The organism is Lentzea miocenica (assembly GCF_033949945.1).
Lineage (GTDB): Bacteria > Actinomycetota > Actinomycetes > Mycobacteriales > Pseudonocardiaceae > Lentzea > Lentzea miocenica.
In genome coordinates this window covers 15,864-34,761 of sequence record NZ_JAXAVW010000037.1, presented here as the reverse complement: position 1 = coordinate 34,761, position 18,898 = coordinate 15,864, and the positions used below count along the sequence as shown (strand labels likewise).

The following is an 18,898-nucleotide window of genomic DNA, read 5'->3' as shown; positions in this document are numbered from 1 at the left end:
CTCCGATGAGCGACCGGATTCCGTTGCGGATCTATTCGAGCCCGCCGTGGCGGGCACAACGGCCGACGTGGCAGGACGCGAAGCCGGCCCTGATCGAGGCGGCGCTCAAGCGCGCCGTCGCCCGGCCGTCCGGCAACTGGTTCGTGGCAGGGGCGAGCAGTGACGTCGTCAAGGGGAAGCCGTGCGGTCGCACCATCGCGGGTCACGAGGTCGTGCTCTGGCGCGGACCGCACGGCGTGCTGATGGCGGGGTCGGGCTCGTGCCCGCACCTGGGCGCGCTTCTGTGCGACGGCGCTGTCGCCGAGGGCAAGCTGATCTGCCGCTGGCACGGACTCGCGCTCGACGGCACGCGGTTCGGCGCGTGGACGCCCTACCCCGCGCACGACGACGGCGTGCTGGTGTGGGTCCGGCTGGACCACGCGGGCGGTGAGGAACCGCTGCCCGCGCCGGTGCTGCCCGAACGCCCGCCGCCGGGTTCGATCGACGCGGTGGCCACGCTCATCGGCCGCTGCGACCCCGAGGACGTCGTCGCCAACCGGCTCGATCCCTGGCACGGCGCGTGGTTCCACCCGTACTCGTTCGCCAACCTGCACGTCCTGGAAACCCCGACCGAGGCGCAGGACCGGTTCCTGGTCGAGGTCACCTTCCGCCTCGCCGGCCGCGTCGGCGTGCCGGTCGTCGCCGCGTTCACCTGCCCGGAACCGCGAACCGTGGTGATGCACATCGTCGAGGGCGAGGGCGAGGGCAGCGTGGTCGAAACGCACGCGACCCCGATCCGCGACGGCCGCACCGCCGTGGTGGAGGCGACCATCGCGCACTCCGGCCGCCGCGGCTTCGCCCTGGCCAGGCCCGCCGCAGGGGTGTTGCGGCCGGTCATGCGGTGGGCAGCGGCACGGTTGTGGCGCGACGACCTCGCCTACGCCGAACGCCGGTACGCACTGCGCCAGGCGGGCCGTTTCCCAGACTGACCACGTCGAGTTGAAACGTTTCTGAGTCGATTCTAGGATGGCGGCATCATCCGCGTCGACCCAGCAGAGGACGTGCGTCATGCCAGAACTGTCCCGTCTGCCTCAGCCGGTCACGGAGTCGTGGGACTGGCAGCTGTCCGGTCTGTGCCGCGGCATGGACAGCGCCTACTTCTTCCACCGGCCCAACGAGCGCGGCGCAGCCCGTGAGCAGCGCGAAGCCGCCGCCAAGGCCATTTGCCAACGGTGCCCGGTCATGCAAAAGTGCCGATCACACGCGCTGGAGGTGCACGAGACCTTCGGCATCTGGGGAGGGCTCGGTGAGAGCGAGTTGAGAGCGATCCTCGCGGGGCGCACGCCCAAACCATGATCTATGCGCCACGTGCGGTAGCGGCGATGCTCGGGATCGCCCCCACCACGCTGAGAACGTGGGACCAGCGCTACGGCCTGGGTCCCTCCGGCCGCACCGAAGGTGGGCATCGCCGCTACCAGGAGGCGGATGTCGAAGTGCTGCGCCGCATGGTGATGTGGACCGGACAGGGAGTGGCTCCCGCCTCCGCCGCCGTCCTGGCTCGGCAGGAACCGGTGGCGAGACCGGACGCTCAGCGCGCGGCGATCAGCGACGAGACGGCGCGTTCAGCGCGACGGGGATTCCTCACCGCGGCGAAACGCCTCGACGAGTCGCTCATGCTCGAACTCGCCGCCGGGCTCATCGCCGAGCACGGCGTCGTCTCGGCCTGGGAGTCGGTGTTCGTTCCGTGCCTGGTGGAACTGGGCCACCTGGTCGCCGAGAGCGGCCGGGGTGTGGACGTCGAGCACGTGGCGAGCGCGAGCCTGCAGAGCGCCTTGCGTGCGGTTCCGCGCCCGAGCAGGCCCGGTGTGCTGTCCGCGTTGCTGTCCTGTGCGCCGGACGAACAGCACGTGCTCGCGCTGGAGGCACTGGGCGGCGCACTGTCCGAACAGGACTGCTCCTGGCGGGCCCTCGGCGCGCGAGTGCCGGCGGAGGCGTTGTGCGACGCCGTGCACCGGCTGCGCCCCACCGTCGTGCTGATCTGGGCACATCGCGCGGATCTCGCCCAGCAGGTGCCGCTGGACGAACTCGGCGCGAGGTCCAGCGCGCTGCTCGCTGTCGCGGGACCCGGCTGGGCCGGACTGTCGTTGCCACCGCTCGTGCGCCGGCCGGGCACCCTGACCGAAGCGCTCGGGCTGGTGCTGGATCGCGTGCGGCACTAGAACATCACAGCGTCCTCCAGCGACGGGCCACCGAGCGCAGCAACGGCACGCGACCTTCGACCGGCACGGTCCACAGGTCGGTGCCCGCCACGCCCCAGCGTTGCAGCAGGTGGTTGGCGGCCGCGAAACCCGTGGTGGCAGCGCGTTCCATGAGCGCGACCGGCAGGTCGATGCGCACCAGGTCTCCGGCGACCACCAGGAAGTCGTCCGGTGTCACCACGGCCGGCCTGCGCGTGTATCCGCGCGCCGGGAACAACGGGCAGTCCTCACGCAGCTCATGTCGTTCGTCGACCACGGCGGCCCGCTTGGTCTCCGGGTAGACCTCGGTGAGCTGCTCCCAGAGCCGGGTGCGCGCCGAACCTTCGTCCACATCGGACGGCAGCGCGTACCCGTGCAGCTCCACCACGGCGCCACCGGTGCGCGCGGCCCACGCCCGTGCCTCGTGCTCGTAGTGGTTCAGCACGCTGATGTTGTCGAGCAGATCATGTCCGCTGGTGCCGAGAAACCCGGGCCGGTCCGGATCCACCGGGGTGTCCAGCCAGTACCTCGACACGAGGAACCGGGGTGCGGTGCGCAGCTCGCCGACCTGCTCGCGCCACGCCGCGTCCCCGAGCGCGGGTGAGGCACCGACCACGGTGCGCAAGCCGGGCACGTCCGCAGCGAGCACCACGGCGTCCGCTTCGATCGAACCGTCGCCGATGGTGACCGAGAAGCGCTTGTGCTCGCCCGGTTGTACGGACCGGACTTCGACTCCTGTGCACACGGTCGCGCCGAGAGATGCGAGGTGGCGCCCCAGCGGCTCCCACAGGCCGTGCGGGAACGGGTCCGCCGCGACGTCGAACAGCAGGCCCTCGCCGGAGCCGAGGAAGTAGATGTGGAACATCACCGCGAGCTCGGCGGCCGACATCCGGGTGGGATGCACGAAGAAGCTGCGGGAGAACACTTCGAAGGCGAGTGCGTGCGCCGCCTCGGGAAAGCGGATCTGTTCGAGGTAGGACGCGGCGTCGATGCCGTCGAGCTCCTCGTACACCCGCGGCACGGACACGTCGAGCAGCGACAGTGCGGCGCGTGCGTTGACCTGGGGCAGATCGCGCCAGCGGAACGTGGGGCTGCTGCGCAGGAACGCGAGCGCGTTCCACGGCACCGCCGTCGGCAGCCCGGCGAATCCGTCCCGGTGGCCGGAGGCGTGTTGCAGCGGGTAGTCCGGCAGCCCGACCAGAGCACGTCCAGCGGGGTCGACGCGCTTCAGCAACGCTCTCAGGTTGTAGTACTGACGGAAGAAGGCGTGAAACCCGCGCGTCATTGTGACTTCGCTGCCGTCGGCAAGCCTGGTGCTCCAGCCGCCGACCCGGCCACCCAGGTAGTTCTCCCGTTCGCAGAGCACGACCCTGGCCCCGCGCTCGGCGAGCAGCGTCGCCGCGGAGAGCCCCGCGATGCCACCACCCACCACGACGACCGCGGGCGCTTCTCCCTCGAACTGCGCGCGCCCGACCGGCGCGGGAACGCGCACCGCCCTGCGATCCCTCACCGCTGCTCCTGCTCTGGCACGTGGCCGGCGAAGGTGTGCACCACGCCGAGCTGAAGGCCCGGCACCGGAGCACTGCGCACCCCGGTGAAACCGTTACGCCGCAACCGGTCTCGCAACGCGGTCGCACCGTCGAAGTTCATCACGCTGCGCCAGAGATAGGTGTAGAGCGAGCGGTCGCCCGTGACCAACCACCCCACCGGCACGATGAACCCGCACAGCATCGTCCACAGTGCCGTGCTCACCAGCGAATCCCGCACCGAGTACTCGTGCAGCACCAACGGCGCACCGGGTTTCAGCAGCTCGCGAACACGCCGCAACGTGGCGTCCGGCTCGGGCAGGTTGCGCACCAGGTAGGCGGCGAACACCGCGTCGAACTGCCCCTCGTCCACGTCCTCGGCGCGGCTGTGCACGAACCTCACCGTGCTCGGCCAGCGTTTTTCGCGTGCTCGCGCGAGCATGCCCTCCGACGCGTCCACGGCCACGATCTCCACTCCGGGCGCGGCCGCGACCAACGCCGCGGTGGACGCGCCGGTGCCGCAACCGAGGTCCAGCACCCGCATGCCGGGACGCAGGCCCAGCGCTCGAGCCGAACGGCGCAGTGCCTCGTGGTAGCCGGGATTGAGCCCGACGAGGAAGTCGTAACCACGAGCGGCGCGGTCGAACTTCCGCGGTACCTCAAGCTTGTTCACGTGCCAGCCTTCCCCGCTCCCACAACAACAACACAGCGGTGACCATGGCGAACCCGTAGAGGAAGTCCTCCACCGGAATGTCCCACGGCACCCTCAAGCCGCTGATGGCCCAGTCCGCGTACAGCACCACCGGCGCGTCGAGTTTCGTCAGCCACCCGTCCACCGGAACCTGGAACGCGAGCACGATGACCATCGTGATCCAGTAGGCGGGCCGCTTGAACAACCCTGTGCGCAGCACACACAGCTCAAGCAGCAGCACCACGACAACCGCCGCCATCGCGGCGAACAGGTACTCCTCAACCATCGCGCAACCAACGTTCCGAACGTCCGCGCACGGCCTCGTACGTCAGCACCGCGCAGATCGGGATGGCGACGAAGAACAGGACTTCCTCTATCGGCAGCACCCCGCCGATCAGCACGCCCGTCGTGGCTTCGGGGTGGAAGCTCCAGTGGCCGCGCAGAATCGCGATGACGTCCCAGACCGCGAGCACGAGCAGCACGGGAGCGATGGCACGCGCCAGCTCCGAGCCGCGCCGGTAGACGCCGCGTCCCATCCATTCCAGTGGCACCGTGATGAGCACGCACACGCCCAGCACCACGAGGTATTCGTACTGGCTCCGCATCACCAACCTCCCGCAACGACCGTATGGGCGCTGCGGCGGGTCTGCACAACGGCGGGGCGACGGGTCAGGCTTCCGCCTCCTTGGAGATCGCGTAGTAAGCGTCAACGGTGTCACCGTCTATACCCACATAGGCGTCGATCCACGCGGCAGCGGCGCGTACCAGCACCAGCAACACGTCGAATCCCTCTTCATCCGCCAACAGCCTCAGCACGGACGCAACGCGACGTTGGTCATCACATGCCAGAGCGCTCAGGACGTCCGAAGCCACTTCGACAGCGTGCGCGGGAGCCTCGTCTCCAGGCCTGGAGAGGAAGGCGACCGGGATCTTCGTGGACGGGTCGAGTGAACCGCGGGGAACACCCCTCAGCAGGATGGACGCGCAGGTGTCGACGACCACCGTCCTGGACCGCTCGTCCGACGCCAGGATCTGCACGGCTTCGCCGGCCCAGACGTGATCGCGCCGGTTCAGCGCGCCCACGGCAGCCAGCGTCAGACCTCTGGCTTGCGCGTCGTCGATTCCGCTCATCGACGGTCTACCTCCTCCACGTGCGTCGCACACCGGAAACATCGTCGAGCGGCCGGAGGAGACCTGCATGACGGCTGACCGACATTTCACCCGTCTGCCGGATTTTCAAACCTGGAGCCGGCTCCGCGTCACCTGCGCGGACGGACGAACTGACCGGCGTCGAACAATCGACGAAATTCGACTTCCAGCTGGTCGAACAACAATTCGACTGTTCACAATTCTGAACGGGCGAGTGCGATTCTTCGCCGACGTTGCACCTTTTCAACGGCGTGCGTAGCGTGCGCAAAGCACTCCCCAAAACGGCGATGAAGAATTGATCCGCAATGATGACCGGGACGGAGATGGGCCATGCGAGTGAAACTTCTTGTCGCATTAAGCGCAGCGGCACTTCTGACAACGCCGACGCTCCCGGCAGCCGGAGAAGACTTCCGGGTGCTGTACGTGGCGACCAACGGCGACGACAACAACGGGGGCACCTCGGCCGCCCCGCTGAAGACGATCCAGAAAGCCGTCGACCTGGCCCAGGCAGGTGACACCGTCTCGATCCGCGGCGGCACCTACGCGCCGAGCACCACCATCAAGCTGCTCAAGGACGGCACTTCGGCCCGCCCCATCACCATTCGCAACCACGACGGTGAGCGGGTGGTCGTCGACGGCGAGAACATGCCGTACACACCCGGAGCTGTGGGATCGTCGATCCCGCGCGCCGACCGTGGCGCCATCCACATCGAAGGCGATCACTGGCGACTCATCGGCCTGGAGATCGTCCACGGCCCGTACGGCGTGTTCGGCGTGGACACGAACAACAACATCTTCGAGCTACTGGTGACCAGGGACAACTACGAGTCGGGACTGCACATCCAGGGTTCGTCGAGCAACAACCTGATTGTCAACCTCGACGCCTACGGCAATCGCGATCCACGCAAGAACGGTGAAAGTGCGGACGGCCTCGCCATCAAGGAAGGTTCCGGCACAGGCAACGTCGTGCGCGGCGCACGCCTGTGGAACAACTCCGACGACGGCCTCGACTACTGGATGTTCTCTTCGTCGATCCTCACGGAGAACACCCTGGCGTGGGGCAACGGGTTCAACCGCTGGAACCTGCCGGGATTCACCGGTGACGGCAACGGGCTCAAACTCGGCGGCAACGGCGTCGCGGCCGGCCACACCGTGCGCAACAGCATGACGTGGGACAACGCGGCCGGCGGCTTCGTGGACAACAACAACCCCGGTCAGCACCGGATCGAACGCAGCACCGCCTGGGACAACCCGAAGACCGGGTTCGCCTTCAACCGGTCCGCCGGCACGCTGAACGGGAACCTGTCGGTCGCGAACGGAACAGACGTGTCGCTGGGCTCGAACTCCACCGGCACGGGCAACTCGTGGAACATCGGCGGCTCGTGGCCGTTGGCGAGCACGGACGCCGGCACGATCACCGGCCAGAGGAACGCCGACGGTGCCATCCCGTCGTCTACTTTCCTGCGTCCGAAGAACGGCGCGAACGTGGGCGCCAGGTTCTGACGGCGGGGAAACAACCGAGGGGGACACACGTGTCAGCAGACACCATGAAAGGCCCGAGCAACCACGGCGAGCTGCTGGCTTTGCGGGCCGGACGGGATGCGGCCACCTCGCACGAGGTCGTCGAGACATCTCAACGGCAGGTGCCGGTGCGCGTCTTCTCTCCCGCCGTGACACCGCGTGGCGTCCACCTGGACATCCACGGCGGCGGCTTCTACCTGGGCCCGACGCTGCGGGAGAACGTGCGCAACCAGCAGCTCGCGGAGGCGCTGGGCGTCGTCGTGGTGAGCGTCGACTACCGGATCGCGCCGGAGGATCCCTGGCCGGCAGCGCCCGACGACTGCGAAACGGCGGCGTTGTGGCTGATCGAGCACTCCGGAGCGAGGTTCGGCACGGCCCGGCTGACCATCGGCGGGTTCTCGGCCGGATCCACCCTCGCCGTCACAACGCTCCTGCGGCTGCGTGATCGCGGGCTGGCCGGTCGGTTCGCCGGGGCCGCGCTGCAGTTCGGCACGTACGACCTGAGTGGACTGACGCCCGCGGGCCGGCTGATCGCCGACGAGTACTTCATCGAGGCCTACGCCGGCCACGTGCCGGATCGGACCATTCCCGACATCTCCCCCGTGTACGGCGACCTGCGCGGCCTGCCTCCGCTCCTGATGGTCGTCGGAACCGCCGATGTCCTGGTGGAGGACAACAAGGCCATGGCGGCGCGCGTGTCGGCGGCCGGTGGTGAGGTCGACCTGCGGACCTACGCCGAGGCGCCGCACGCCTTCACAAACCGGGACACGGACGTGGCCAGGGCAGCACGCCACGACATCGAGCGGTGGCTCGCCGCCCGCCTGGACTTCGCCTCGGAACGAGAGGTGGCTGGATGAAGCTGGGCGATGTCACGCGGACCGCCCTGGCCTGTGTCCGCGTGGCATCCGCACGCTCGTGCCCGGTCGTTTCGCTGGTCGCGTCGAAGAGACAGCGCTGATCTGTATCTCCGCCGTCCGTTCCGACTCCGTGTCATAGGCTGGTTTGACGGCGCTGACGGGAGGTTCGGTGGGATCGGCGGTCGAAATCGCCCTGCTCGGAGAGGTGAGCGCGCGGGTCGGCGGCCATGGCGTCGAACTGGGCCCCGCGCGGCAGCGGTGCGTGCTCGCGGCGTTGGCGGTCGACGTCAACCGGGCCGTGTCGGTGGCGCAGCTGACCGAACGCATCTGGGGTGCTGATCCGCCGGCGCGATCGCGGGCGACGTTGCACAGTTACGTGTCCCGGTTGCGGCAGGCGCTCGCGGACACCGACATCGAGCTGGCCAGCCGGGCGGGTGGGTACGCGCTCGTCGTCGACGAGTCCGCTGTGGATCTCACGCGGTTCCGGCAGCTCCGCGACGACGCGCGGCAGCAGACCGATGACGAGGCCATCGCGCGGATCCTGTCCGAAGCGTCGAGCCTGTGGCGTGGTGAACCGCTGACCGGGGTCGGCGGTGAGTGGGCCGATCTCACCCGCGACCGGCTCGCGCTGGAACGTGACGCCGCCGAGCTGGATCTCGTCGACGCACGGCTGCGGCTCGGCCACGGTCCCGAGCTGCTCGCGACGATCTCGGCCCGCGCGTCCGCTCGACCGTTCGACGAACGCGTTGCGGCACAGCACATGCGGGCGCTCGCGCAGGCCGGCCGGAGCTCCGACGCGCTCGACCAGTTCCGCGTCGTCCGGGCCCGGCTCGTCGAGGAGCTGGGCGCCGAACCGGGTGTGGAGCTGCGCGAACTGCACGAAAAGCTCCTTCTGAGCGACCAGGAACCGGCCGCGGAGGTGCCCCGGCAGTTGCCGTCCGCGCCCATGCAGTTCGCCGGCCGCGAGGAAGACCTGGCCGAGCTGGACCACGCGATGCGCACGGACGGCGTCGCGGCGATCGCGGGCGCGGGCGGCATGGGCAAGACGTGGCTCGCGTTGCACTGGGCGCACCGCAACCTGCACCGCTTCCCGGACGGCCAGCTGTTCGTCGACCTGCGCGGTTTCAGCCCCGACGAGACGCCGATGGAACCGGACGTCGCCATCCGCGGGTTCCTGCACGCGCTCGGCCTCGACGCGAACCGCGTCCCATCCGACCGGCGCGCTCGCGCCGCGTTGTTCCGCACGCTGACCGCTCAACGGCGCATGCTCATGGTCATCGACAACGCCGTCGACGCCTCGCAGGTCGTCCCGATCCTGCCCGGCGGTGACACCTGCCGCGTGCTCGTGACCAGCCGCAACCGGCTGCAGGGCCTGGTCACCGGGCACGGCGCCCGCGCGGTCGGGCTGGACGTGCTCGCCGACGGCGACGCGAGCACGTTGCTGGCAGGCCGGATCGGCGCGACCAGGCTGAGCGCCGAACCACTCGCCGTGGCACGGCTGATCGACCTGTGCGGCGGGCTGCCGCTGGCGTTGAGCATCGTCGGCGCGCGCATTCTCACCGAACCGGAACTCTCGCTGGCCGCCATCGCCCAGCAGCTGGAAGAACTCGGCCTGGGCGCGCTCGACGCCGACCCGAGCGTCAGCGTGCCGGTCGTGCTCTCCTGGTCGTACCGCGCGTTGACCGACCGGCAGAAGGAACTGTTCGCCCTGCTGGGCAGCGCACCGGGTGAGGACATCGGCCTGCCGGCGGCGGCCAGCCTCGCCGGTCTGTCCACAGAGGACACACGGACGACGTTGCTGGCACTCGAACAGGCCTCGCTGGTCTCTATCGGCAGCGGGTTCCGCGCCCGGATGCACGACCTGGTCCGCGCCTACGCGGCGGAGCGGCCCGTCGACCGCGGCGAAGCGCTGCGACGGCTCGTCGACCACCACGCGCACACCGCGCACGCCAACGACCGGCTGATCGACCCGCACCGCCCGTTGATCGAACTCGGCAAGGCTGCCCCGAAGACCGTTGTCACACCCGCGGACGACAGGGCCGGCGCGCTGGCGTGGTTCGACGCGGAACGGGGCACGCGCCAGGCCGTCCAGCAGGCCGCCGCCTGGCGCGGCTGGAACGACAGGGTCGTGCTGCTGGCCAGGGTGTCGCACGCCTACCACCAGCTGCGCGGCCACCTCGACGACGAGCTGGCCATGTGGCAGACCGCCATCGACGCCGCCGACGATCCCGAGGACAGGGTCGTCGCGCACCGGATCATGGGCAGCAGCCTCGGCCAGGTGCACCGCTTCGACGAGGCACAGCACCACCTCGCCTCGTCGCTGGCGCTGGCCGAACAGGTCGGCGAACCGCTTCAACTGGCCGACGCGCACGGCACCCTCGCCTGGTTGTGGGCGAGCCGCTCGGAGTACGGCAAGGCCTTCGAGCACGCCAAAGCCGCGTTGCCGCACTACCAGAAGACCGGCAACCAGATGCTGATCGCGTTGGCACACAACAACATCGGCCATTGCGCCGGAGAGGTCGGCGACACCGACCAAGGCCGCGAACACGCCACGAACGCCCTCACCCTGCTGCACGAGCTGGGTGACCGGCAGGGCGAGGCCACCGCGGTCGACACGCTCGCCCGGATCGAGCACCAGGTGGGTGCCCACGCCAAGGCCATCGCCCTCTACGAGCACGCCATCGAGCTGTACCGGGCCGAGAACGACGACTACACCACCGCCAACGTGCTGACGAACCTCGGCCACCCGCACCTGGCTCTGGACCAGCGCGACCAGGCCGTCGAGGTCTGGGAGCAGGCGCTGGAGATGTTCGAGCAGCAGGGCCGCGAGGACGAGGCCGACCGCATGCGCAAGCAGCTCGCCGAGGTCCCCGGGGACTGAACGACCAGGGTTGTTCACGGGCGCGAACGAGGGCCCTGGCAGGCGAATCTTGCTCCATCAGCACAACGAGGAGCGAGGACATGGCCACCATCAGCCTGACCCAGCAGACCACCGCGACGCCCGAGCAGTTCGTCGCGGGACTCACCGACTTCGGTCCCGGCCGCGCGACGCTCTTCCCCAACAGCGCCGACGACGCGCTGGTGGTCCACGACCAGGGCGACGCGTTCGCCGACGTCACCGAGGGGTCCGGCGGCATCTGGGAGCGCCTGCACTACGACTGGTCCGACCTCAGTCACGTCGTGCTCAGGACCGTGGACTCCAACGTGTGGGGTGGACGTTCCGGGCACACCTACACCTTCTCGAAGCAGGCGGACGGGACGACCGTGGTGCGCGCGGAAGTGCTGCGGGAGGGCAAGAACTTCAAGGGACGGCTGCTCGGGCTCACGCTCGGCCTGTTCGGCCGGAAGGTCCTGGGCGGAGCGCTCGCCAAGACGGTGCGAGCGATCGAGACGAGGGTTCACAACGGTTAGGTAAGGGTGCCCTAGGTCCGACCGACCGGCGGAAGCTAACGTAACCCGTCGTGAGCATCGTGGTGGAGCAACGCGGGCTGGAGTCCGCACCGGCCGGAGCGAGTCCGCGGCAGCGGCGGCTGCTCGGGCTGGCGTGCCTGGTGGTGTTGCTCGCCACGGCGGCGGTGCTGTCGCTGGTCATCGGCGCGCGGTCGCTCAGCCCGGCCGAGGTGTGGCAGGGGTTGTTCGGCGATCCAGGCACCGACCAGCGACTCACCGAGATCACGCTCATCGTGCACACCCTGCGCATCCCGCGGACCGTGCTCGCGATCGTGGCGGGTGTCGCGCTCGGCGTCGCCGGGGCGTTGATCCAGGGCCACACCCGCAACCCCATCGCGGACACCGGGTTGCTCGGGGTCAACGCCGGGGCGTCGTTCACCGTGGTGCTCGCGGTCTACCTGTTCGGGCTGCAGAACCCCGTCCAGTACATGTGGTTCGCGTTCGTCGGCGCCGCGGCGGCAGGGGTGCTCGTGTTCGGGCTGTCGAGTCTCGGCCGGGGGTCGGGCAACCCGCTCACCCTCGCGCTGGCCGGGCAGGGTGTGACGATCTTCCTCGCCGCGATGACCTCCGCGGTGGCGCTGGCCGACAAGCAGTCGCTGGACGTGCTGCGGTTCTGGAACGCAGGCTCCGTGCAGGGCGTCGGGTTCGACGTCATCTGGGTCGCGACGGCGTTCATCGGCGTCGGTCTGGTGCTGGCGTTGCTCAACTCCCCCACGCTCAACCTGCTCAACCTCGGCGACGACGTGGCGCGCGGGCTCGGCGTGAACATCGCGGCGGGCAGGACCGTCGGCGTCGTCGCCGTCACGTTGCTGGCGGGCGCGGCGACGGCGGCGTGCGGGCCGATCGCGTTCCTGGGGCTGATGGTCGCGCACATCGCCAGGTGGATGACCGGCCCGGACTACCGCTGGATGGTGCCGTACGCCGGATTGCTCGGCGCGGTCGTGCTGCTCGGCGGCGACGTCCTGGGACGACTGGTCGTGCGGCCCGCCGAACTGCAGGCCGGCATCGTCATCGCCCTCATCGGCGCACCGTTCTTCGCGGCGCTGGTCTGGCTCGGAAAGTTCAGGCAGGCATGAGCACCCAGACGCATCCAGAACAGATGCACGCCGGTGTCCGCGTCGGCGGCTGGTCCTGGGTCTGGCGGCCGTGGATCGTGCTCGTCACAGTGATCCTGGCGGCGCTGACGTTCCTGATCTTCTGCGTGTCGATCGCGATCGGCGACTTCACCATCGACCTCGGCGCCGTGTTCCGGACGCTGATCGGGCAGGGCGAGCGGGTCGACGAGTTCGTGATCATGGACCTGCGGATGCCACGCGCGCTGGTCGGCCTGATCGCGGGCGCCGCGCTGGGGATCTCCGGCGCGCTCACGCAGTCGATCGCACGCAATCCGCTGGCGAGCCCGGACGTTCTCGGCATCACCGGCGGCGCCAGCGCGACCGCGGTGTTCCTCGTGACGGCCAGCGGCGGCGCGGCGATCACGAGCTCGATCGGCCTGCCGGCGGCCGCGCTCACCGGCGGACTGTTCACCGGACTGCTCGTCTACTTCCTGGCGTGGCGCAAGGGGATCGACGGTTTCCGGCTGATCCTCATCGGTGTCTCGGTCAGCGCGGTCATGCAGGCGCTCACGACGTGGCTGCTGGTACTGGCGGACATCCGGGACGTCGCCCGCGCGCAGGTGTGGCTGGTCGGCTCGCTCGACTCGCGGTCGTGGAGCCAGGTGTGGACGACGCTGTGGGTCACCATCGCGCTCGTCCTCGTGGTGCTGGTGATCTCCTTCCAGCTCCGGCCGATGCACTTCGGCGACGACGTGGCCGCCGGTCTCGGTGTCCGGTACGGCGCCGTGCGTGCCGTACTGCTGCTGTGCGGCGTTCTGCTGGCAGCTGTCGCGGTCTCGGCCGCGGGCCCGGTGCCGTTCGTCGCCCTGGTCGCGCCGCAGATCACCATGCGGCTGCTCAAGAGCCCGGTGCCACCGCTGCTCGCCTCCGGGATGTTCGGCGCGCTGTTGCTGATCGGCTCCGACCTCATCGCACGGCTGGTGCTGCCCAACGATCTGCCGGTCGGCATCGTCACCGCGATGATCGGCGGACCGTTCCTCGTCTACCTCCTGGTGCGCGCGAACGTGAAGCGCGCGGCCTGAAGTGGTTCAGGTGACCGGCAACGTGCCAGGTGACCAGCACGAGCCGCTCTTCACCAAGCACCGCGGGTTGTTGTACGCGGTCGCGTACCGGGTGCTCGGCAGCGTCACGGAAGCCGAGGACGTGGTGCAGGAGGCCTGGCTGCGGTGGACCCGCGTCGAACCGGCCACCGTCGTGGACCCCGAGGCCTTCCTGGTCCGGGTGACCATCCGGCTGGCGATCGACCACCTGCGCAGCGCCCGTGCGCGGCGTGAGTCCTACATCGGACCGTGGCTGCCTGAGCCCGTCCTCACCGGACCGGACGTCGCCGCCGACGCGGTCCTCGCCGACTCCGTCTCCACCGCGCTGCTGCTCGTCCTCGAGACGTTGTCTCCGTTGCAACGCGCGGTGTTCGTGCTGAACGAGGCGTTCGGGTACCCGTACGCCGAGATCGCGCGGCTCGTAGGACGTGAGGAGCCGGCGGTGCGGCAGCTCGCGCACCGGGCGAGGAAGGCGGTGGAGAGCCGCCGTCGCCGATATGACAGCAACCTCGTGACTCGGCAGCAGGTGACCGAGCGGTTCCTGGCCGCCTGTTCCGGCGGTGACATCACAGCGCTGATCGAGGTTCTGGCACCTGACGTGACCATGATCAGCGACGGCGGCGGCCTCACCGGTGCGCCGCGCAAGCCCGTCCACGGTGCGGACCTCGTCGCCCGCGCGATCGTCGTCCTGTCCCGGCAACAGCCGGCGGGCTCGACGGCCGAGGTGCTCCACCTCAACGGCGGCCCCGGTGTCGTCGTCCGCTGCGGCAGCACACCGGTGCTGGCGATGACGCTGCACCTTGCGGACGGCCTCGTTCAGACCATCCACGTCGTCAGCAACCCGCGGAAGCTGACAGCCATCGCGCTGTGACGCAGGACACGCGACACGGTGTCACACATCAGGGTCGCCGTCTCGTCCGTGAGCGAACCACCGCTTCCACGGATACGGAGACGTCGATGTTCACCATCTATCTCACGGTGACCCTGCTCGCCTCAGCCCTCAACGGTTCGGCCGCCGTGGCGAACCTGATCGGCCACGAGTACCCGAAGAAGGAGGCGGACCGCAATCGGATCCCCCGGTCATGGACACGGCCGTTGGGACTGCTCCTGGGTGCGGGCGCGCTCGGCCTGCTGGCCGGGTTCGTCGTGCCGGTCGTGGGCGTGCTCGCCGCGGCCGGTCTGGTGCTGTACTTCCTCGGTGCGCTGGGCGCACATGTGCGGGCGGGCAATTTCCGGCTCGGCGGCTGGGCACTCTTCTTCGGCCTCGCTCTGGCCGCACTCGCGGTCAATCTCGCGCACCACGCGGCCTGAGGTATGCCTCAGTTAAGTAAGGTTGCCCTATGACCGCGCTGCGCAACGATGCCGCCCGCCTGGGGGCCGAGGGCGTCACGGTCGGGTACGCCGACCGGGTCGTGCTCGACAACCTCGACGTCTCCATCCCGACCGGTGTCATCACCACGGTCATCGGGCCCAACGGCTGCGGCAAGTCGACCCTGCTGCGCACGCTGTCCAGGCTGCTCAAACCGCGCCAGGGAACCGTGCTGCTGGACGGTCACGACATCGCGCGCCTGAAGACCAAGGACGTCGCGAAGAGGATGGGCCTGCTCCCGCAGACCCCGATCGCGCCGGAGGGGCTGACGGTCGCCGACCTGGTCGCCCGCGGCCGGCATCCGCACCAGAGCTGGGTGCGCCAGTGGTCGAGCGACGACGCGGACGTCGTCGCCGAGGCTCTGCGGATGACCGGCGTGGCCGATCTCGCCCACCGGCCGGTCGACTCGCTTTCCGGCGGTCAGCGGCAGCGGGTGTGGATCTCCATGACGCTCGCCCAGGGCACCGATCTGCTGTTGCTGGACGAGCCCACGACCTATCTGGATCTCGCGCACGCGATCGACGTGATCGACCTCGTCGACGACCTGCACGAGGGCGGCTGCACGATCGTCATGGTGCTGCACGATCTGAACCTGGCCGTTCGCTACAGCGACAACCTGATCGTGATGAAGTCGGGATCCATCGTCGCGCAGGGACACCCCAGCGAAGTGATCACCAGCGAGTTGTTGCTGGACACGTTCGGCCTGCAGGCGAAGGTCATCGACGACCCGGTGAGCGAGCGGCCGTTGATCGTGCCCATCGGCCGGACCCACGTGGTATCGAAGAGTGACCAAACACAAGTTAGCCTGCCCTAACCGGGTGATAAGGTTCGGCTGTCCTAATTTCCCCCGCCGCGTGGGCAGCGAAGAACGAGGTGCCGAATGGGCCAGAGAACGACCATGACCTGGAAGCGATTGACCGCTGTGGCAGCAGCTGTGGTGGTCGGTGCCAGCGTCCTCGCCGGGTGCGGTTCTTCCACGCCTGCCACGACCCCTGACGCGAACACCGCCTCCGGTGGCACGTTCCCGACCAAGGTCGAGCACTTCTTCGGCACGACGGAGATCAAGGAAGCGCCCAAGCGCGTCGTCTCCCTCGGCTACACCGACGACCAGACGCTGCTGGCCCTGGGCGTCGTCCCGGTCGGCATGGTCGACCAGTACCCGAACCCCGAGGGCAAGAAGCCCGACATCAACACCCAGTGGCCGTGGGTGAAGGACAAGTGGGGTTCGACCACGCCCGAGGTCATCATGAAGAACGGTGACACCGAGCCGAACTTCGAGAAGATCGCGGAGCTGCGTCCCGACCTGATCGTCGCCGTCTACTCCGAGGCGACCCAGGAGTGGTACGACAAGCTCACCAAGATCGCGCCGACCGTCGGCCGCACCAAGGCGGAGAAGGAGCCCTTCTCCGCCAAGTGGCAGGACAACGCGCTGCAGGTCGCGAAGGCGATCGGCAAGGGCGACGAGGGCGCCAAGGCCATCAAGGCGATCGACGACAAGCTGGCCGAGGCCAAGAAGGCGAACCCGGCCTGGGCGAACGAGACCGCGGTCGTCGCGTCCTGGTACAAGGACGCCGTCGGACCGTTCGCCACGACCGACGTGCGTGGCCAGGTCCTCACCGGCATCGGCTTCAAGGGCAACACGAAGGTCGACGAGCTCGCGGCCGGCAAGTTCTACGTGTCGCTGTCCCCCGAGCGCATCGACGTGATGAACGTCGACCGCATCTTCATCATCAACGACGAGGCGGACACGAAGGCGATCAAGGGCTTCCAGCTCTTCGCGAACCTGCCCGCGGTCAAGGCCGGCAAGGTCCACTACATCCTCGACAGCGAGGGCCCCGCCGTCGGTGCCGCGATCTCGCAGGCCACTCTGGCGTCCATGCCGTACGCGATCGACGAGCTGGTCAAGGCCGCGAAGTCCGCGGGCTGATCCAGCAAGGCCGTCGCTGACGGCGCCTGCAAGTACCACCAACTCAACATCAACAAGCACTTTCCTGCCACCAACTCGCCCGCCGCTGGTTCGAGGAATGGCGAACAGGTTGGGTGTGGTTGGCGGCGATTCGATCATGAGTTGGTGGTACTTGCAGATGCCCAGCCACGCGGCCGGCGTCCGGGTCGCGCCAGTAGCGCAGCACAATCCAGCGAAAGGTCTGTCCCCTCGTGACCACGAGCGTGTCCGGCACGTCCGCGAAGATTCTGCGCACGGCGACCGGACGGGAGGCGCTGCGCTGGGTGCTCGACCACTGCCGCGCCGCCCCCGGCCTGCCGATCGCCACCGTAGTGGCGACGGTGGCCGGGGCGGTGCTGCAGATCATCCCGGTGTTCCTCTTGGGCACCGTGGTGGACGGCGTCGTCGAAGGGCGTGACGCGTCGATCCTCTGGTCGATCGGCATCGCCACGGTCGTGTCCGCGCTGTTCGGCGCGGCCATGACCTCGGTCTCGACGTACCTGGTCGGCCGGGTCGGCGCGGAAATGCTGGCGCGGTTGAGGGAAGGTGCGGTCCGCGCGGTGCTCGGGATGCCGAGTGCGCGGATCGAGCAGGTCGGCCGCGGCGACGTGCTGTCCCGCGTCGGTGACGACGTCGCGGTGATCTCCAAGGGTTTCCGCACGGCGATTCCGACGATCTTCTCGGCGGTCGTGCTGGTCGTCATCGCCACCGCCGGCATGTTCGGGCTCGACTGGCGGCTCGGTCTCGCCGGAGCCTGCGCGCTGCCCGCCTACTGGCTGGCGCTGCGCTGGTATCTGCCGCGCTCGCAACCGCTTTACCGCGCGCGTTCCGAGGCTCAGGCCGACCGCGCCCAGGCGTTGATCAGCGGTCTGGACGGCATCGAGACGGTTCGCGCCTATCGTCTCGAGAACGCCTTCCGGGACAAGGTGACCGCCGAGTCGTGGCGGGTGCGCAACATCGGCATCGACGTCTTCCGGTTCTTCGGCCGGTTCATCGGCAGGGAGAACCGCGCCGAGTTCATCGGCCTCGCACTGATCATCGTGGCCGGCTACTTCCTGGTGACCAACGGGGAATCCTCGCTCGGCCAGGTGTCGGTCGCGGCGCTGTTGTTCCACAAGTTGTTCGTGCCGCTCGGTTTGATCATGGCGTTCTTCGACGAGGCGCAGAAATCCGGTGCCGGACTGACGCGTTTGGTCGGCGTGCTCACCGAATCCGACGGCGACGAACTCGTCCGCAGCGCGGTCGCCATCGATCCGTTCGCAGAGCCGCTACCCGTGTCGGTGCGCGGGCTTTCCTTCCGCTATCCCGAATCCGAGCACGACGTGTTGCAGGACATCGACCTGGAGATCCCCGCGGGCACCTCGCTCGCCCTGGTGGGTGCCACCGGCGCGGGCAAGACGACGCTGGCGGCATTGGTCGCCGGTACCGGCACGCCGCAGACCGGGTCCGTGCACATCGGGCAGGCCGATCTCGCCGAACTCGACGAGGCGGGTTCCCGCGCGCTGGTCAGCATCCTGACCCAGGAGGCGCACGTCTTCGCCGGTCCGCTCGCGGAGGACCTGCGGCTGGCGGCCCCGGACGCGACCGACGACGAGTTGATGGACGCACTGCGCACGGTGGGCGCGGATTCGTGGGTCGAAGCACTTCCGCAGGGCCTGCGGACCGACGTCGGCGAGGGTGGCGAACGCCTCGACGTGACCAAGATCGCCCAGATCGCGCTGGCCCGGCTCGTGCTCGGCCGCTCCCCCGTCGTCGTGCTCGACGAGTCGACGGCCGAGGCGGGCAGCCAGGGTGCCGCGGCGCTCGAACGGGCGGCCCTGGCGGCCTGTCGCAGCCGTACGACGCTTCTGGTGGCCCACCGGTTGACTCAGGCCATCGCGGCGGACCGGATCGCTGTGCTCGACGCAGGACGCGTCATCGAGCAGGGCACACATGAAGAACTTGTCGCGCGTGACGGGCGTTACGCGGCACTTTGGGCCGCTTGGCGATTCGGATCCGCAAATACTTAGGTTAGGCTAC

At 69.1% G+C, this 18,898-nt stretch carries 19 protein-coding genes; 14 read left to right on the top strand and 5 right to left on the bottom strand.

What is annotated here, in order from left to right; all coding sequences use genetic code 11:
- The first annotated feature begins 5 nt into the window (after positions 1–5).
- The 3 genes from SK803_RS36165 (at position 6) to SK803_RS36155 (ending at position 2,198) form a co-directional block, all read left to right on the top strand.
- Positions 6–968 (top strand): DUF5914 domain-containing protein, encoded by a 963-nt coding sequence (locus tag SK803_RS36165; RefSeq protein ID WP_319970691.1) that lies wholly within the window; start codon positions 6–8, stop codon positions 966–968.
- A 79-nt stretch (positions 969–1,047) separates the two neighbouring features.
- Positions 1,048–1,335 carry a WhiB family transcriptional regulator gene (locus SK803_RS36160; protein ID WP_319970690.1) on the top strand — a complete coding sequence of 96 codons (288 nt, stop codon included), beginning with the start codon at positions 1,048–1,050 and terminating at the stop codon, positions 1,333–1,335.
- Entirely contained in the window at positions 1,332–2,198 is an 867-nt protein-coding gene (locus SK803_RS36155) for a MerR family transcriptional regulator (RefSeq protein ID WP_319970689.1), read from the top strand. Before SK803_RS36160 ends, SK803_RS36155 begins: the two co-directional genes overlap by 4 nt.
- Before the next feature lie 4 nt (positions 2,199–2,202).
- On the opposite strand, the gene SK803_RS36150 is transcribed toward SK803_RS36155, so the two are convergent.
- From SK803_RS36150 to SK803_RS36130, 5 genes are all read right to left on the bottom strand, one after another.
- Complete coding sequence (locus SK803_RS36150; protein ID WP_319970688.1) at positions 2,203–3,726, bottom strand: FAD-dependent oxidoreductase; 1,524 nt, start codon at positions 3,724–3,726, stop codon at positions 2,203–2,205.
- Positions 3,723–4,415, bottom strand: a complete 693-nt coding sequence (locus tag SK803_RS36145) for a class I SAM-dependent methyltransferase (RefSeq protein WP_319970687.1) — start codon at positions 4,413–4,415, stop codon at positions 3,723–3,725. The genes SK803_RS36150 and SK803_RS36145 overlap by 4 nt, the downstream gene beginning before the upstream one ends.
- On the bottom strand, positions 4,402–4,719 hold the full coding sequence (locus SK803_RS36140; RefSeq protein WP_319970686.1) for a lycopene cyclase domain-containing protein: 318 nt from the start codon (positions 4,717–4,719) through the stop codon (positions 4,402–4,404). The genes SK803_RS36145 and SK803_RS36140 overlap by 14 nt, the downstream gene beginning before the upstream one ends.
- Positions 4,712–5,038, bottom strand: coding sequence for a lycopene cyclase domain-containing protein (locus tag SK803_RS36135; RefSeq protein WP_319970685.1), 327 nt, complete (start codon positions 5,036–5,038; stop codon positions 4,712–4,714). The genes SK803_RS36140 and SK803_RS36135 overlap by 8 nt, the downstream gene beginning before the upstream one ends.
- Positions 5,039–5,102: 64 nt before the next feature.
- The gene (locus tag SK803_RS36130; RefSeq protein WP_319970684.1) at positions 5,103–5,564 is read right to left on the bottom strand and encodes a hypothetical protein; all 462 of its coding nucleotides are present in this window, start codon (positions 5,562–5,564) and stop codon (positions 5,103–5,105) included.
- 348 nt (positions 5,565–5,912) lie between these two features.
- On the opposite strand from SK803_RS36130, the gene SK803_RS36125 reads away from it, so the two are divergent.
- The 11 genes from SK803_RS36125 to SK803_RS36075 all read left to right on the top strand — a co-directional run bounded on the left by SK803_RS36125 (position 5,913) and on the right by SK803_RS36075 (position 18,888).
- Positions 5,913–7,085: a right-handed parallel beta-helix repeat-containing protein gene (locus SK803_RS36125; RefSeq protein ID WP_319970683.1), complete on the top strand. Its 1,173-nt coding sequence runs from the start codon at positions 5,913–5,915 to the stop codon at positions 7,083–7,085.
- A gap of 29 nt (positions 7,086–7,114) precedes the next feature.
- Positions 7,115–7,960 carry an alpha/beta hydrolase gene (locus tag SK803_RS36120; RefSeq protein WP_319970682.1) on the top strand — a complete coding sequence of 282 codons (846 nt, stop codon included), beginning with the start codon at positions 7,115–7,117 and terminating at the stop codon, positions 7,958–7,960.
- A 169-nt stretch (positions 7,961–8,129) separates the two neighbouring features.
- Entirely contained in the window at positions 8,130–10,841 is a 2,712-nt protein-coding gene (locus tag SK803_RS36115; protein WP_319970681.1) for an AfsR/SARP family transcriptional regulator, read from the top strand.
- Positions 10,842–10,921: 80 nt separating this feature from the next.
- Complete coding sequence (locus SK803_RS36110; RefSeq protein WP_319970680.1) at positions 10,922–11,371, top strand: hypothetical protein; 450 nt, start codon at positions 10,922–10,924, stop codon at positions 11,369–11,371.
- 50 nt (positions 11,372–11,421) lie between these two features.
- Positions 11,422–12,486 (top strand): FecCD family ABC transporter permease, encoded by a 1,065-nt coding sequence (locus tag SK803_RS36105; RefSeq protein ID WP_319970679.1) that lies wholly within the window; start codon positions 11,422–11,424, stop codon positions 12,484–12,486.
- Positions 12,483–13,547 carry a FecCD family ABC transporter permease gene (locus tag SK803_RS36100; protein ID WP_319970678.1) on the top strand — a complete coding sequence of 355 codons (1,065 nt, stop codon included), beginning with the start codon at positions 12,483–12,485 and terminating at the stop codon, positions 13,545–13,547. The genes SK803_RS36105 and SK803_RS36100 overlap by 4 nt, the downstream gene beginning before the upstream one ends.
- Positions 13,548–13,557: 10 nt before the next feature.
- Entirely contained in the window at positions 13,558–14,436 is an 879-nt protein-coding gene (gene sigJ, locus SK803_RS36095; protein WP_319970677.1) for an RNA polymerase sigma factor SigJ, read from the top strand.
- A gap of 86 nt (positions 14,437–14,522) precedes the next feature.
- On the top strand, positions 14,523–14,876 hold the full coding sequence (locus SK803_RS36090; protein WP_319970676.1) for a DoxX family protein: 354 nt from the start codon (positions 14,523–14,525) through the stop codon (positions 14,874–14,876).
- A 29-nt stretch (positions 14,877–14,905) separates the two neighbouring features.
- On the top strand, positions 14,906–15,748 hold the full coding sequence (locus SK803_RS36085) for an ABC transporter ATP-binding protein (RefSeq protein WP_319970675.1): 843 nt from the start codon (positions 14,906–14,908) through the stop codon (positions 15,746–15,748).
- Positions 15,749–15,832: 84 nt separating this feature from the next.
- Entirely contained in the window at positions 15,833–16,861 is a 1,029-nt protein-coding gene (locus SK803_RS36080) for an iron-siderophore ABC transporter substrate-binding protein (protein WP_319970674.1), read from the top strand.
- Positions 16,862–17,091: 230 nt separating this feature from the next.
- Positions 17,092–18,888, top strand: coding sequence for an ABC transporter ATP-binding protein (locus SK803_RS36075; RefSeq protein WP_319970673.1), 1,797 nt, complete (start codon positions 17,092–17,094; stop codon positions 18,886–18,888).
- Positions 18,889–18,898: the final 10 nt, after the last annotated feature.